Source organism: Streptomyces sp. NPDC019224, assembly GCF_040632605.1.
Taxonomy (GTDB): Bacteria; Actinomycetota; Actinomycetes; order Streptomycetales; family Streptomycetaceae; genus Streptomyces.
The window spans coordinates 1-15,880 of record NZ_JBEYCF010000086.1 but is presented as its reverse complement, the minus strand read 5'-3'; the positions used below and the strand labels follow the sequence as shown (position 1 = coordinate 15,880).

The window sequence follows — 15,880 nt, the reverse complement described above, 5'->3', positions numbered from 1 at the left end:
AGAACCCCAAGCCGTTCATCTGGACCAAGACCGCCGACGACATCCTCGACACCCTCGCCGCATACTGCACACGAATTAACGACTCAAGACACTAGCCACTGCTTTTCGGCCTCGTCAGTCGAGGGCAGAGCACCCCGGGAATAATTCTTGATGGTCGAAGTCCGCTTAGACCCGAAGGCATCGAACGCGTGCTTGGCCGCGGCAATGCGGCACGCCTGTGGCCCGTCACTGTGCATGCGAAGCTGGACGCTCCCGTCGTACGGATGGTGCCCTTGATCCAAAGGGCCTTGTTGTAGCGCACGTCCAGGCGAAGGGATCAGAGGAGCGGCCCGGTCAGTGAAGGCGGCGAGGTCCGTACGTGGCCGCCGGCTGGCCAACCGTCAAGGCCCAGTACCGGTCGCCGTAGCTCCAGTGCCACCACTCGGTCGAATAGTTGACCAGCCCGGCAGCGGACAGGGCGTCGGCCAGCAGCTTCCTGTTCGCGCGGGCCTGGGGGCCGATCGAGGCGGCGTCCGTGTAGCAGGCGCCGTCGCTCTCCTCGGGGCTGGCGTTCACACGCGTGCCCATGTCAAGCTCGGTCCCCTCGGCGTCCACGAGGGTGAGGTCGACGGCGGCACCAGCGCTGTGCGGGGCGATCTCCGGCGGGGACACATACCGGCTGGCGGCCTGGTGGACCTGCTCGTCGGACCAGGCCGGGTTGGCCGCGCGAAGCTCCCCGGCGTACTCCTCGAAGTACAGCCGTTGCAGGTCGGGTGGGCGGTAGCCCTCGACGAAGAGCAGGCGCAGCCCGTCGGGCAGGAGCGACTGGGCATGGACGAGCCGGTCAAGGACGCCGCGGCGCAGGTGGGCGTACGAGCCGGCGGTGTCGGCGCGGCGGTCGTCGACCACCAGTGTTCCGCGTACGTCGACGAGCGGCTCGCCGCAGTCGGTGACGGGGATGGCCGTCACGCGCGGGTCGGACATCAGAACGATGGGGTCGGGCGCGAGGGTGATGTGCATCCAGGGCGCGGCGTTCTCACGGAAGGAGTGGCCGAGAGGTTCGATGCCGCTCTGGTCGGTGAGGGAGAACCCGGTCACCATGACCGTGCTGGAGCCGTGGGCCACGGACACCACGTGTGATCCGCAGTCGGGACAGAAACCGCGCCGGAGAGTCGGATAGGTCGCGTACCAGTTCGGCTCGCCCCCGGGTCCTGTCCAGATCAGGGAGTCCAGGGGGAAGCCGACCCACAGTACTGCGGGCCCGCCGGAGATCCGCGTCTCATGGACACAAGAACACAAATGGGGGTCATTTGGCACACCGGTGACCTGGTAGGAGATCCGGCCGCACTGGCAGTGCCCTGTTCGCACCGGCGCCGGAGCCTCTGATGCGGTTCGTGCGGCCGGCAGGGGGTGCGCGGGTGAGGTGTTGCTCATGCGAGTCCTCGTTTCGGAGTGGCCGGGTTACAGGGTGGTGAGGTCGGTGGCGTCGGGCAGTTCGGTGAGGGGCTGCCGCGTGGCGCGGGGCAGCCCGAACCGTGCTGGGGCGTGGTGGACGGCGGTGAGCTGGCCGGCGCCGCCGGGGCCCCAGTTGAACAGTTCGATGACCTGCTCGGGGGTGGCCAGCGCTCGCACGTAGGTCTGCCCGGTGGCGGGGTCGGGCCGGGAGGGGCCGAGGTCCGTGAGGGCAGCTGCCATGCGGACGCGGGTGCATGGCCCTGCATCGTGCTCCCGGTCCGGCAGGTGGCCGAGGAGAACCGCAGGGCTGATGTGGGCGGAGGCTTCCTCGAGGGCCTCGCGGATGAGGGTCGCCGCAGGGTCCTGGTCGGGTTCGGGTGTGCCGCCGGGGAGGCAGGCGGCGCCGTTCGCAGGGTCGAGGAGTACCAGGATGCGGCCGTCGGGGGCGAAGATCCACCCCCAGCTCTGGCGGACGGGGAGCCCGGCTGGGGCGGGCCCTTCGTGCCAGGGCCAGTGGTGCACGGCGCGGTGCCGGGTGAAGGCGTTCACGCGGTCGAGCAGGGTGGGGGAGAGGGGGCGGCCGTCCTCGAGGATCGCGGGGCCGGCGCCGTTGACGCGGGCGCGCAGGGCGGACAGCGCGCGGCGGGCGTCATCCGGAGACATGAGCGCGGGCAGGTCGGCAGGTTCGACGAAGCCGACGCCCTCGATCTCGCCGGGCGCCGGGCGGACGGACGCGATCCGGTCCTCGTCCCAGACGCCGCCGTCGAAGACGTGCAGGAGTTCACCGGGGAATCTCAGGGCGTGGGAAGTCCTGCGGCCTGCCGGGGACACCCAGTCGACGGCCAGCCCACGGGTGAGGGGCTGGGCGAGGCCCAGCTCCTCCTGCAGCTCACGGGCGGCACCCTGGGCCGGGGACTCGCCGGGATCCAGCGCGCCGCCGGACAGGAGACGGGTGGGCCGGTAGCCGACGCGCTGGACCAGGACCCGGCCGTGCTGGTCGGTGATCAGTACCGAGGTGCCGGCCCACAGCGCGTGGGAGGCGCGCAGCGCGCCGTACGCCTCGTCGGTCATCTTCACGCTGGGAGGTTCGGCGGGTGCGGAAGCCGTGGTCATCTTCACGCCTTTCTCTTCGATCGGTGGGGCTTGGCCGTGGCGGCAGTCAGGTGGTCAGCTGGGCCGGGTCGCCCTGCACGGGGCCGGTGCTGAGGCGGGTGAAGTGTTCGGTCTGGATGATGCGGTGCCGGTCTGCTGCGGGGAGACGGGCGAGGATGCCGGGCAGGGGCCGCTCGCGCGCGATCTCCCCGGCGTGCGAGCTGATGGCGCGCCACTTCACCTCGGTGAAGGGAGTGACGTCGACGGTGGTGGTGACGTACGAGTCGGGTACCGCGAGGATGCTCTTGCCGACGCCTTCGAGCAGCGCGCGGAGCGGACCGACGTTGGAGACGGGGTGTGTGGCGGCGTACAGCGCGGAGGGCTGCCACGGTGGGCTCGCATCGGGGTGCAGGTGGGCGAGACCGGCGGCTTCGACCGCGAGCAGGGTGATCTGGTGGGTGCGTACGTGGTCGGGGTGGCCGGTCAGCTGCCCGACCGCGTCGTGGGTGACGACGATGTCCGGCCGGAAGTCGCGGATGTGGGCGACGAGCTGGCCGACGGCTTCGTCGAGCGGAGCGTCGACGAGCCGGGGCCGGCCGGGCGCGGCTTCGGGGTTGCGGGCGTCGTTGTAGCCGAGCAGGCGCGGGGGGCCGGCGCCGAGGACGGCGAGGGCGTCGGCTGTCGGGCGCCCAGGTGGCGGTGACGACTGCCGTGCGGGCCCCGGCGGCGTGGTGCTGGGCGAGCACGCCGCCCGCGAGGAGGGACTCGTCGTCCGGGTGCGCGAAGACGGCCAGGAGGCTGGGATACACGGGGTTCTCCGGAGCGGTCACGGTACGGGGGTGACGGTGAGGTGTGCGGCGTGGCGGGTGAGGTGGGGTGCGAGGTCGGGGTGGATCCGGGCGGCAGTGTCGGGCTGCAGGAGGCTGTAGGCGTGCATGAGCCCGGCGTCGAAACCGACGGGGATCCGCCCCCAGCCCTCTCAGTCGCAGATGACCAGCGGAGGACCGGTGAGATTCACGAGGGGCATGTCCGCGTGTCCGGTGGTCCACGCGATCGCCGGGGCCGGGATGCCGAGGAGGCGGGTGAAGTGCCGGTCGATCCATTGCTGCCGGATCGTCGTACGGGTGGTGGGCACCGTGGCGGTGGCGGACAGCGCCTCCCGTAGATCTGCCCACCAGGAGGAGGGCAGATCAAGTTCCCTGCCCAGTACGGGCCCTCCGGCGGCAAGGGCCGGCCGCGGCAGGTATTCGGACAGCTCGGCGCGGTAGACGTACCCATCGGCGGTCCACTCGGCCACGGCGTACAGCCTCGGCCGGGGCACCGAACGGGGGAGCAGTGCGTCCGCCCGCGCGTTCCCGTCCCAGGTCGCCCCCGGCGCCTTGTCGACAGATCTGGCGACCACGCGCAGCCACCGTCTGCCGGCCCTGCGGCTGAGGGTGCGCCCCTGCCACCCCCACTTCTCCGCCCCGTGGGCGCGGGTCTTGAACAGGGCGGCGCCGACCGTGTGGGCACAGCGCATCCGGGCGCGCTCGGAGGATTCCCGGGGCGGGGCGAACACCGCCGTCGGGGGCGCCTCGTGCGTCGTCACGCCGGTCCGCCCAGCAGCCGGGCCGCCCCGGCGCGCAGGAGCTGCTGTCCCGCTCGGCGCCCGGTGCGTGCCGCTTCGGTGGACGGGCCCACCGCGGTCGTACGGATCGGGGTGCCGCCGGCGGGGCCGAGGACGACGGCGTACACGGTCACTGTTCCAGATCCCGGGGTATGGACGGCGTGGACCGAGGCGGCGGTCAGGCAGCCACCGCCGAGCGTGGCGAGGGTGGCCCGCTCCGCGTCCAGGACGACACGGGTCGGGGCATGGGTGAGCGGGGCCAGCAGTTTCCCCGAGCTGTCGTCGTCGGTGCGGTGTTCGACGACGACGATGCCGGCACCGGAGGCGGGCAGCCAGTGGGCGGGGTCAAGGATCTGCGAGGCGCGCTCGGAGCGCCCCAGGCGGCGCAGCCCCGCGAGAGCGGCGGGCATGACGTCCACGCCGAGCGTTCCGGCGTCGAGGCGTTCCAGCCTGCTGTCCGCGTTTCCCCTGATCGAGACCGGCACCAGCCCGGGGTACAGGGCGCGCAGGAGCGCGGCGCGGCGTGGGGCGCCGGTGCCGACCCGGGTGCCGGGCGGCAGGTCGGCCAGGGTCGCCGGCTCGTGCCCCAGGGGCAGGACCAGGGCGTCGCGGGCGTCCTCGCAGGGCAGGACCGCACCGACGGTGATGCCCGATGCCCGGTCGTGCGGACCGGGCAGGTCCTTGGCGCAGGCGATGGTGGCTTCGACCCGCCCGTCGAGGAGCCTGGTGTCGGCACGGCGGGTGAAGGCGCCCTTCCCGCCGATCTGGGTGAGTGGGCCGGGGTGTTGGTCGCTCCCAGAGGCGATCGAGAGGATGTCCAGGTCCGTTTCCGGGTGGCGGGCGCGGAACAGCTCGGCGAAGCGGCCGGTCTGTTCCATGACCATCGGGCTGGGCCGGGTACCCAGCCGAAAGGGCCGGGTCGTGGTGGTGGTCACGGCGTGCTGGTCTTCCTGTGCGGCGGAGCGGTCGGGTCAGGTGGCGGTGTGGAGGTGTGCGAGGGCGGCCTGGAGGGTTTGGTCGGCGGTGAGGGCGGTGGTGTCGATGACGTGGCCCTGGGCGTGCAGCCAGGAGACGGCGGCTTCCTGGTAGTCGGCGGCCCGGCACCGACGGTAGGCGCGTACGGCTTCGCCGCGTTCAGGATCGCCGGGGCACTCGCAGCTGGCCTCAATCCGCTCGTGGAATGCTGCCGGTTCGGCGTGCAGGACGAAGTGGTGGAATCGGCCGGCCTGGCGCAGGCAAGTGAAGATCTCCTCGGCATAGGTGGGGCTGAGGACGGTCATCGGAACGATGACGGGGCCGCCCGTGTGCTGGACCGGGCCGGCGACGAAGGCCCCGGTCAGCTGCCGCCACAGCGGAAGGTCCTGGTAGTCACGGGGCTTGAGTGCACGGCCGGCGAGCGTGCTGCGCAGTAGGTCGCCGACGGCTTCCGGTCGGCGACCGTCGCCCCGGGCTGCGCGCGGCACAGCCCGGGGGCGAGGGTTGTTTTGCCGCCGCCGAATGGCCCGTTTAGCCAGACGATCATGCTGTTCCTGTGGCGGTGGTGGCTGTGTCGGTGGTCCTGGTGGGGGAGAGGAGGTGGCCGTCGCGGCCGGGCCATCGGAACACCAGCCGGGAGGACGCCTTGTCCAGCACGTCACCCAGGGGCAGTTGACGGGTTGGGGTGCCTGCCGGGTGGACGGTCAGGACGGGATCGGCGTGCTCGTTGTCGTCGTCGGCGCGGATGTGGCGGTCCCATGCGTGGACCGTGGCCGTGAGCTGCTCGGCGAGCTGCGGGCCCTGCTCGCCGAAAGCGTGCACAACCCATTCCCATTCCCGGTCCTGCGACTGTTCGGCGTGCCGGGTCTGGACATGGGTCAGGTAGGCGAGCGAGGCATCGCCGAGGACGGCGGGCGCGTCACGGCCCTTCGGGATGACGGTGACCCCGGGGTCCTGGTGGGCGTGCAGTCGGCAGAAGCCGGGCAGGGTGGTCGCCGCGTACAGCTGAAGGGATCCGAAGTAGGCGTTCGCCCCCATCGTGATGCCCGTGGCGATCTCGTGCCGCGACCCGCGCAGCGCCTCCTCCAGACCGTGTGCGCCGGCGGGGACGCCCTCATCGAAGCGGAGGCTGAGCGCCCCGTCGAGAAGGTGGACGACCGGGGCGGTGCGGGCCTGCTGTCCCTGGTCGCGGACGAAGCCGCAGTACGTGAAGTGACAGGCTTGCAGAACCTCGCCGCGCCGCTCGAAGGTGACCGACCGCGTGTAGCCGCCCATCTCCAACGGCATCACGAGGCGCCCTCCGTCAGCCAGTTGCTCGACCCAGGCAGGGCTGATGTCCCAGCAGTTGTAGGTGATCACGGTGGCGTCGAAGCCCCCGCGCGGCACGAGGCGGGCGGGGGCGCCGAGTACCGCATCGGCCTCGACGGCGGTGACACGTCCGCTGCCGGCTTCCGTGAGGAAGGCCCGGGTGCGGCGTACGACCCAGGGGTCGATGTCCACGCTGACCACTCGCCCCTGGGTGACGTGGGCGATCAGCTCGGCGTTGTAGCCACCGGACCCCGCCTCGCACACGATCGCGCCCGGATCGAGACGCAGCTGCTCGATCATGTCGGCCTGGAGCCAGGCCGCGGACACTGAACTGATGGCCGTCCCGGTCTCATCGCGGCGGGTGATGACCGCCCGGTCGCCGCCGTCGTACGCGTCCGCCAGGCTCGCCTCCGGGGCGTAGCGATGCCGGGGCACGGTTTCCAGTGCACTGCGGACGGCAGCGGACGGGGCCCAGCCGCCCTCGATCACCGTCCGGGCCATCGCCCGGCGGAGCCGGACGGCTTCGACCGGTTCGCCCGGCACGGGCGGCCGATCAGCGGCGATCGGATAGGAGACCACCGGCGGCAGGCCGGGGATGACGCCGGGCCACACGCTGTCGATCGCGAGTGCGGCCGGGACGAAGACGTCCCCGACACAGGCGAGAGCGTGCAGGTCGAAGAACTCCCAGCGGTCGAACTTGTCCGCCTCCGGGTTGGTCAAAGTTCCCGCCCACGCGGTGATGCGGACGACGGCAGTGAGCCTCGGGATGCCGTGGCTGTCGTCGACGAGCATCGTCACCACGTACGCGTCTGCCGGGTCGGCGACCAGGCCCGTTTCCTCGGCGAGCTCGCGCACGGCCGCAGCGGCGAAGTCCTCCGGGCCGCAGGTTTTGCCGCCGGGCAGTTCGAGCAAGCTGCGGCGGGAGCGGCCGAGCAGGACCCGGCCGGCGTCGTCGGTGACGACCGCGAGGGCCCCGGTCAGGGCATGGGCGGTGGGTGGCCGCTTCTCGACGGCCCTCGTGCCGGTGTGGCAGGGGCCACGCAGGACCAGAACAGCCAAGCCGTCCGCGTCCAGCCTCTCCACCGTCTTCCATCCGGCGGCGAGCACGGCGATCTCGTCTTCGTCCAGGGCGATGCCGCGCCGCTCCTCCGGCGTGGTCGCCACCACTGGGCTGATGGCGACGAGAGCACCACCGTCCCGGAGCCGCTCACCCGGCCCGTGAAGGACGCGCCCCCTGTCCTGCACGAACGCGTACATCAGACGGAGCGTGATCAGGTCGTACCCCTCCTCGTGCAGCAGGGCAGGGTCGTCGCGCTCGATGTCCAGGTGCAGCCAGCGCACGCCATCGACGCCGGCGTACTCCTCGCGGGCCCGCGCGAGCGCGCCGGTGGCGAAGTCACACGCGTCCACGGTGAAGCCGAGCAAGGCGAGGTAGGCGGCCAGCTCGCCCGTGCCGCAACCCACCTCGAGCGCGCGGCCGCCGCCCGGGGCGGGGGCGTGCTCGGCCAGGATCTCCCGCTCCCGCTCACCGACCTGCCGGAACCCCCGGCCGTCGCTCAAGTGCTGCTCCCACTCGTCGCGGGCTGTATACGTCAACGTGCTGCTCCTCGTGCGTGGGCAGTGGTGGTGTTCAGGGGCGTTGTGCGGTGCGGAGCCGGGCCAGCGTGCGCCGGCCGCGTTCGACGAGCTCGGGATCGTCGTGGGCGGCGCCGTAGGAGATGCCGGAGACGGCGTCCAGGACGGACAGGACCGTGAGGTGGGCCTCTTCGTCCGGGGTGAAGAGGCGGCCGTACCCCTCCATCACGGCGGCCAGGAGGTCGGGGCGGCCGTGCCAGGCATCGGACAGCCTCACGAAGTCCCTGATCGCCGGGCCCTCCTCTGACCGCTCGAAATCGATGACGTACAAGACATCGGCGGCCTCGTCCCAACGCAGATTGCGCAGCTGAAAGTCGCCGTGTGTGGGCACCACGTCCGGGGCAGGAAGGCCGGCGGCCTCCTCGACAGTGGTGCGGACGAACTCCTCTTCCCCGGCCGCGAAATGGGGCCGGGCGCCGTTCAGGTGCCGCTCCACCTTCCCCAGGGGCAGGGTGTAGGAGGCCGGGCGTGGTGGGGCACTGGTGTGGACGGCGGCTGCGAGTTGCCCGATGCGGTGGAAGACGTGGCGCTGCTGCTCGGGCGTGTACGAGGCGCCGTGCAGGGATCGGCCGCCCACCGCGGTGAGCACCACGGCCCGCAACCGCGCGTCGGCGGCTACCAGCCGGGGCGCGACCGCACCGAGGGCGGGCACCCAGCCGCGCAACGCGGCCACTTCACGCCGGTGGAAACGGTCGTTCTGATGGATCTTGACGTACCAGGTGCCCCCCTCGGTACCGCGCACCCGCCGAACGCGGCTCTCTTCACGTGCCCAGGACACGTCCGTCCAGGTCGTGATCCGGCCTACCGCACGCTCGGCGAACTCCCGCACCTCCTTTTCAGGCCGCTGCTCGTCAGGTCCTGAGCGGGGCACGAGGCGGATCCGGTCGACAGCCGGGTCATGACCGATCGTGTCGCCCGGCTCCTGGAAGTGCAGCGCCACGGGAACACCGCCCCGGTAGGCATCCAGCCCCACGCGGCAGTAGGCGACCATCGGCTCCGGCAGAGCGTCGAACGCGAACCAGTCCATGGCGTCGCACACCGTGGGCTCCATGACCTGAGGCGTTCCGGACCAGCGGCGGACCTCGAAGAAGAACCCGACCCGCGCGCTCCCGGCCGGTGCCCGGTGATGGATAGCAACCGCGGCCCGCACATCGCCCGGATCCACCACCAGGCCAGTCTCCTCGTACGCCTCGCGCACGAGCGCGGTGACGACGTCCTCGAAAGGACCGTCGACGTGCCCGGACGGGACGTGCCAATGCCCCGCGGCGTAGATGGTCCCGGCCCGCCGCGACAGCAGAACCTCCGCCCCCTTCTCCCCTTCGCGGACGGCGATCACGTGCACGTCCACCGGCACCGTGTGCCGCTCGCCGCCGCTCACCGGGCACCTCCCGGCCGGCGCGCAAGCAGAACATCGAACACCCCGTCTTCGACGAGCCCGCTCTCCGGTGCCGCGTGCTCCAGAAGGGCCCGGACCTCGGTCTCGAACCGGGGATGCCGGTCGCCGAAGAGGCCAGGGCGGGCGAAGCTCGTGCTGCGCAGGTAGCCGACCACCGTCTCCGGGGTCCACACGCGGCGGAGCGGGACGTGGTGCTCCTCGACGTCGCTGAACGCCGACTCGGCCAGGTCGCCCTCGTAACGGCGGCCCGGCTCCGCGTAGACCCCGGTGGTTCCGGCGCGCCGTTCGGAGCCGAGGGAGGACTGGATCAGCTGCCGCAGCGCGACGGTCCACGGCGCCGGATGGGTCCAGAGGCTGCCGTCGCCCATGATCGCCAAAGTGGCGCCGGGGGCGGTGACACGGTCGACCATGGCCAGGACGGCCGGGCGGTCCATCCAGTGGAAGGCCCGCGCGCAGGTGACCAGATCAGCCCGGTATCGCTCCTGGGGCGGCGTGAACTCCTCGGCCCGGACGGGATGAAAGGCGGCGGCCCGGCCCGCGAGAAGAGGACGAAGGGTGAGATCGGCCTGGTGGAGCATGTCCCGGTCTGCATCCACCAGGTCCAGGCGGGCGAGCTGCGGCAGGACCGGCAAAAGGGCGGCCGGTACCTGGCCGGTCCCCGTGCCCAGATCGAGCAGAGCCAGACGGTGGATGCCGCGCAGGGGGCCGGCGAGCAGGTGGACGACTTCATCGGGGAGGCCGGGGCGGTGCCGACTGTAGTCATCCGCCGTGGCGTCGAACAGGCTCACAGGGCCTCCGTTGGGTGCTCGGTCGGGCAGGGGACTGCGGGTTGGTGGGGCACCGGCGCGAGCGGAGGCAGGTCCCACTTCAGGGCGCGCCTGCCGGTGCCGGACGACACGTGCTGGGACCCGCCGTGTTCCGGCACGGTTACCCGGTACGTGTCGGGCCGTCCGGCCAGGACCCAGCGGGCGTGCACGTCCTCCAGCTCGGCCCACACCTCCCGGGGTCCGTGGACGCGGACGGTCGCCTCGCCGGGCCCCGCGACCGCCCAGGAGCCCTCGTCGGGAGCGACGATCGTCATCGTCTCCGCCTGGAAGTCGCGGACCAGCCCGGGCGCCAGATACGCGGCCGCGAGCCAGAAGCCGTACGCATCGCCCGGCGGCGGCGCGAGCCGGGTCGGGCGCGGTACACCGGGTTCGGCCTTGATTCTGGGCCGCATCGGCACCGCGTCGAGCCACTGGTAGCCGAGCATGGGCCGGTATCCACACGGCCGCCCTTGCAGCACTGCCTCGATCTCGCCGGCCGCGGTACGGGTGGCCAGAAGCTGTCCCGGCCAGCTGGGCGTGCGGGTCACGAGCGTCGTGAGTATCCGGCCACCAGGCGCGAGCTGGTCCACCCACGCCTCGGGAAGACGGGGGACGCCAATGCCGGAGTGGATCCGGTCGTACGGCGCCCGCGCCTTCAACCCATCGAGCGCGTCGCCCACGGCGACGGCCGCGCCGACGCCCGGACGGTCCAGGTTCTGCTGGGCGAAGGCGGCCATGTGCCTGTCCCGCTCCACCCCGGTGGCAAGTCCGGGGCCGGTGATGGCGGCGGCGAGCGCCAGGGAGATGCCGGGCCCGGTCCCGAGCTCCAGATACCGCTGCCCGGGGCCGAGTTCCAGGGCTTGGAGGGCTTCGACGGTGGCGGGGAGGTACGTGGACATGGACGTCATGTGTCCGCCGGTCACCGGACCGCGGGCAAGAGTGTCAAGCCGCTCGCCGTCGCGCTGGAGCAGAACCGACTCGCCGCTGTGGATCAGGTCGAGCCATTCCTGACGATCCTCGGGATGGGAACCGTCGAGGAGGCGCCAGTCGATCGGCTCCGTACCCGGACCGCTGACCCGCACATACGCGTGAGGGAGCAGGACCTCGCGCGGCAGGCGAAGCAGCGCGTCGCGCAGCAGCATGTCGCTCAGGAGGCCGTCCGCCGAGAGCCGGTCGACCATGCGGGAGCGGGCGCAGTACGCGTCCCCCGATCCGGCCCCGGTCACTGTCCCCACCCCAGCTCGCTGTAGGCCCGGCCCGCCGTGATGCCCTCGATCGCGGCGCGCGCGTAGGGGACGATCGGCTCGGGCAGGTCCTCGGCGCTCCACCACTGCCAGACCACGCATTTGTCCGGCTCTCTCAGCTCGGGCACGCCCTCCCAAGTCCGGGCGCGGAAGAACAGACCGATTCGGGGCTGGGCGCCTGGCCGGTTGACCATGTGGACGGTGTGCACGAGCTCGACGTCCTCCGGGTCGATCACGAGCCCCGCCTCCTCGTACGCCTCCCGCACGAGGCAGGCGATCGCCGATTCCGCCTCGCAGTGACCCGCGAGCAGATGCCAAGTGCTGCCTGCGTACGCCGAGTCCGGGTGGCGCAGCCCCAGCAGGACCTGGCCGTCACGCTCCAGGTAGAGGTGGACGCCGACCACGTTCAAAACGGTCCCCGGCGGCGGCCCGGCCGGGGCGACTGCGGGGGCCGGGGGGTGCTCGGCGGCGTGCCGCTGCAGGAGTGCCCTGGTCGAGGAGAGCATCGTCATGTACGGGAACTTCTCGGGGTGCACCCAGGCGACCATCACGCCCTCGGTGAGCGGCAGACGGGCCGGATCCCCGTTCCACCGGCCGGCGAAAACCTGCACCGGAACGCGCGTCCCGTCCATGCCGGTGACCCACTCGACCGCGTACGGCTCCAGGCCGGCGACCGTGAGCTCGGCCTCCTCGCGCAACTCCCGGCGGACGGTGTCGAGCAGGGTCCGGTCCTGCAGTTCCCGGCCGCCGCCGAGGAACGACCAGCACCCCGACTCCCAGATCGGCTTGTTGGCGTCCCTCAGGTGCAGCAAGTACCGGCCGTGGCCGTCGTGGATGATCGCGGACGCGTTCACCGGTTGCGGCCGCCCGTCCACCCCGGCCTGCAGGAGTTTGTCACGCAGTGTCAGTGAGGGGACCTCCGGCAACGGGATCCACCGGGCGCCGGACACCTCTTCGTCCTGCAGGGTGATGGCCGGCGCCTCCTCGTCGGCAAGGCAGAACACGTAGCGGAAGTCGTAGTGCTGATGGGCTGGTTCACCTTTGGCGGCGCTGGGGGAAATGTCGTGCACGTCGATGTCGATCGGCGCGTCCAGCAGCTGCAGGGTCAGGCACAGGGCCCCCGGCGCGATTCCGGCCTCCTCCATCACCTCGCGCAGCGCCGCAGCGAGCAGCGTGCGGTCCCCTGGTTCGACGTGGCCTCCCGGAGCGAGCATGAGCCCGTCGGTGGTCCGGTGCCGGATGTGCAGGACCCGGCGCCGGCGGTCCATGACGACGGCGCTGCACGTGACGTGACCCGGCAGCGTCGCCCGGGAGGTCACGTCGCCGGGCCGGTCCAGCGCGTCGAGCAGCCCGGCCAGGGCGTCGCGCTCGCCCGGGCGGCGATCGAGGTAGGCATCGACGGTGGTGCGGATCGAGGAGGAGCTGAGCATGTAGTCGCCTTTGATGTAGGGGAACGAAGCACTGACGGCGGGCTGCGGGTCAGCTCGTCGGGTCGTGATCGGGCGTGGGTTCGTTACGAGGGTCGGGCAGTGCCCGGGTTGCGGCCGCGAGACCGTACTGGGCTGCCTGGGCGTCGAACATGCCCCGGTAGACCCCGTCTTCGTGAGCCATGAGCTCGTCGTGGGTGCCCTCCTCGACGACGCGCCCCCGGTCCAGGACGTAGATGTGGTCGGCGCGCATGGTCGCGGCGAGCCGGTGCGTGACGAGGACGACCGCGTGGCCTTCGTCGGCCAAGTCCCACAACCCGCGAAACGCGGCGATCTCGGAGTGGGGGTCAAGGGCGCTGGTCGGCTCGTCGACCAGCAGGAACGGCGCCATCCGGTACCGGAAGCGCGCGGACCCGAGCTTCTGCCACTGCCCCCCGGACAGCTGGACGCCGCGCTCGTAGCCCTTGAAGACGATGGACTTCCAGCCGTGCGGCAACTTCTCGACCACGTCGAGTACGTCCGCGTCCCGCGCTGCCATACGGACGCGGTCCATGTCCCGTGGCCGGTCTCCGGCACCGATGGCCACATTCGCGGCCGCCGTCATCTCCCACCGCGGGAAGTCCTGCGTCAGCAGCCCGACAGCGTCGAATACCTGGGCGCGGTCCGCCTCACGGAGCTCGACCCGCTCACCCGGCCCGCCCGACCACCACACATCCCCGTCGGACGGCACCAGCAGCCCCGCCAGCACCTTCGTCAGCGTCGTCTTCCCGCTGCCGTTCGCACCCACGAGTGCCGTCACCTTCCCCCGAGCTACCCGCACGCTCACATCCTGCAGCGAAGGACTGTCGGCGCCTGGATAGGTGAACGAGACGCCCTCCGTACGTACCTCCTGCACGGACGCGGGCAGCGGACGGCCAGAGGCAGGGATGGCATTCTCGCCCGCCACCTTGATGGCGTCCTCGGTGTCCGTGAGGAACAGCAGCTCCTCATACAGGCGGTTGACCTGCTGCACCAGCGACGTGAGGCGCGCGGTCGAAGTACGGATCGCGATCACCGCGGTCCCACCAACAGCCAGCGGCAGCCCTCCGGACTCCAGGAGCCACCACAGCAGCTCATAGCAGGCCAGCGACGCGAGCCCGGCGAAGCCGCCCGCCACCAAATCCGTGCCCGCCTGCGCCCGCGCCAGACGCCGCTGCTCCGCCTCCGTCTGCCGCGACATCTCCTCGTAGCTCGCCAGCAGCTTGCTGCCGGCGGCGTGCACCCGGATCTCCGCGGCGGCGTGTGGGCGGGTCAGGTAGGCCAGCAGGGACGCGATCGCCCGGCGGTGGTCGACCCAGGTCAGGCGGGAGATGTACTCGCGGCGCGCGGAGCGCACCGCCCCCCACCCCTTCGGGAACGCGATGGCCAGCAGCATGGGCAGCAACGTCCAGTGCAGCGATGCCAGCACAACCGCGGCCGCCGCCATGCCGATCACCACGCCGCCCACACCGACCGACAACCGCAGCATGTTGCGGGCCGAGTCCGTCCCGAACCTCCCCGCCTCCAGGATCCGCTGGACCTCCGGCCGCTCCGTCGCCTCCACCTCGACATGGGTGACGGCCCTGTAGTACCGGGCGGACACTGCCCGCTCCACCTGGGGCTCCAGCCGGCCCGACATCGCCGTCGACCACGCCGTCAGCACCGCTGTCGCCACCGCCGCGACAGCAAGCACCACAAGCGACGGCAGCGCCTCACGAAGTTTTTCCGCGGTTGGGCCGTCGGCGAACAGTCGGGTGAGGACGCTGTTCACGGCCACCAGCCCCCAGCCCGCCGTCACCCCCTGCCCGAGCTGCGCCGCGACGACTCCGGCCAGCGCCCGCCGGTCTGTTTCCCAGCCCGCGCGCAGCACCATGCCAACCATGCGGGGCAGCGCCGCCGCCATGTGACCGAAGCCAAGCCGGGTCAGCGGGCCTTCATGCTGGACGAATGACTGGGTGTACCGCAGTCGGCCGCCGTATAACTCCTGCTCGGCGTCCGAGATGCCGGCAGCAGGGGCCGAAGAGGTCTCCTGGGGGGCCGCGCTTTTGCTACTGCCCGGTTCGGTTTGCGTCAACGTGGATCCTCCAAGGACGTGGAAGCGGGGTGTCAGGGTGTTCAACGACGCCGCACCGATTTCGAGCACGTGTTCTTTCGGACGGCTTTCGCACGCTGGAATTCAGCGGGTGTTCGAAGGTGCGCGATGCACCGACCCTTGCCGTGCATGAGCACACGGTTGGGCAGGGTTGGCCGAAACGCCGCCCTTGGCTGTTGCCGCTGAGCGCGACGAACCACGCGGCTCGGGCTCGACGCGGTTCGCGCGGTCGGGGAGACGGGAGACTGGGCTTTGCCCAGACACCACGCACGCCAGGGCCCGCCATCGTGTCAAGCCCCGGGTTTTATGGAGAGTGAGTTAGACCCACCGGCAAATGGATCACTTGAGGCGTCGGGTGGTGGGGCGGCCGTCCCAGCGGTAGCGGCTCGTCGAGCGTCGAATGAGCATGCGGAGCGTGACGAGTGTGGCGGCGAGGTAGAGGTAGAAGTCCACGACATCGCCGCTCCTCTCGGTGCAGCGCCGCAGCTTGCCGTAGTCGTTCATCCACGAGTGCGTGCGCTCCACCACCCAGCGCTTGCCGGCCTGGATCGGGGCGGGCACGCCCTTGCGGGCGATCTCGGCCGAGAATCCCAACTCGCCGATCAATACACGTGACTTGGTGCTGTCGTACCCGCGGTCGAGGTTAACGTTGACGGCCTCCGGCATCGCACCGGCCTGCTCTTTGGCCGCTGCCAGGGTGGGGCCGAGCAGCGGCGAGTCGTGCCGGTTCGCCCCGGCGGACACGATCCCGGGTGGAACCCCGCACGCGTCGGAGGCGACCGAGCGCTTCAGTCCCTGCTTGCCCCGGTCGACGGGCGAGCGCCCCGCTTTCTCTCCGCCGCACGGC

At 71.5% G+C, this 15,880-nt stretch carries 11 protein-coding genes and 2 pseudogenes; all 13 read right to left on the bottom strand.

Annotated features, from left to right (window positions below; all coding sequences use genetic code 11):
• Window positions 1-333: 333 nt before the first annotated feature.
• Entirely contained in the window at window positions 334-999 is a 666-nt protein-coding gene (locus tag ABZ564_RS31925) for a M15 family metallopeptidase (RefSeq protein ID WP_360862883.1), read from the bottom strand.
• Between the two features lie 441 nt (window positions 1,000-1,440).
• Window positions 1,441-2,547, bottom strand: coding sequence for an NUDIX hydrolase (locus ABZ564_RS31920; RefSeq protein WP_360862882.1), 1,107 nt, complete (start codon window positions 2,545-2,547; stop codon window positions 1,441-1,443).
• Between the two features lie 46 nt (window positions 2,548-2,593).
• Window positions 2,594-3,356 (bottom strand): annotated as a pseudogene (locus ABZ564_RS31915) (PIG-L family deacetylase).
• 149 nt (window positions 3,357-3,505) lie between these two features.
• Window positions 3,506-4,114 (bottom strand): hypothetical protein, encoded by a 609-nt coding sequence (locus ABZ564_RS31910; RefSeq protein WP_360862880.1) that lies wholly within the window; start codon window positions 4,112-4,114, stop codon window positions 3,506-3,508.
• On the bottom strand, window positions 4,111-5,067 hold the full coding sequence (gene hemC, locus ABZ564_RS31905; RefSeq protein WP_360862879.1) for a hydroxymethylbilane synthase: 957 nt from the start codon (window positions 5,065-5,067) through the stop codon (window positions 4,111-4,113). The genes ABZ564_RS31910 and hemC overlap by 4 nt, the downstream gene beginning before the upstream one ends.
• A gap of 36 nt (window positions 5,068-5,103) precedes the next feature.
• Window positions 5,104-5,595, bottom strand: a complete 492-nt coding sequence (locus ABZ564_RS31900) for an ATP/GTP-binding protein (RefSeq protein ID WP_360862877.1) — start codon at window positions 5,593-5,595, stop codon at window positions 5,104-5,106.
• 55 nt (window positions 5,596-5,650) lie between these two features.
• Entirely contained in the window at window positions 5,651-8,011 is a 2,361-nt protein-coding gene (fxlM, locus tag ABZ564_RS31895) for a methyltransferase, FxLD system (RefSeq protein ID WP_360862875.1), read from the bottom strand.
• A gap of 34 nt (window positions 8,012-8,045) precedes the next feature.
• Entirely contained in the window at window positions 8,046-9,428 is a 1,383-nt protein-coding gene (locus tag ABZ564_RS31890) for a phosphotransferase (RefSeq protein WP_360862874.1), read from the bottom strand.
• Entirely contained in the window at window positions 9,425-10,234 is an 810-nt protein-coding gene (locus ABZ564_RS31885; protein ID WP_360862872.1) for a class I SAM-dependent methyltransferase, read from the bottom strand. Before ABZ564_RS31885 ends, ABZ564_RS31890 begins: the two co-directional genes overlap by 4 nt.
• Window positions 10,231-11,487, bottom strand: coding sequence for a methyltransferase (locus ABZ564_RS31880; RefSeq protein ID WP_360862870.1), 1,257 nt, complete (start codon window positions 11,485-11,487; stop codon window positions 10,231-10,233). Before ABZ564_RS31880 ends, ABZ564_RS31885 begins: the two co-directional genes overlap by 4 nt.
• Entirely contained in the window at window positions 11,475-12,926 is a 1,452-nt protein-coding gene (locus ABZ564_RS31875; RefSeq protein WP_360862869.1) for an NUDIX domain-containing protein, read from the bottom strand. Before ABZ564_RS31875 ends, ABZ564_RS31880 begins: the two co-directional genes overlap by 13 nt.
• A gap of 49 nt (window positions 12,927-12,975) precedes the next feature.
• Window positions 12,976-15,015 carry an ABC transporter ATP-binding protein gene (locus tag ABZ564_RS31870; RefSeq protein WP_360862867.1) on the bottom strand — a complete coding sequence of 680 codons (2,040 nt, stop codon included), beginning with the start codon at window positions 15,013-15,015 and terminating at the stop codon, window positions 12,976-12,978.
• Window positions 15,016-15,372: 357 nt separating this feature from the next.
• Window positions 15,373-15,880, bottom strand: a pseudogene (locus ABZ564_RS31865) (IS5/IS1182 family transposase); the annotation flags it as partial.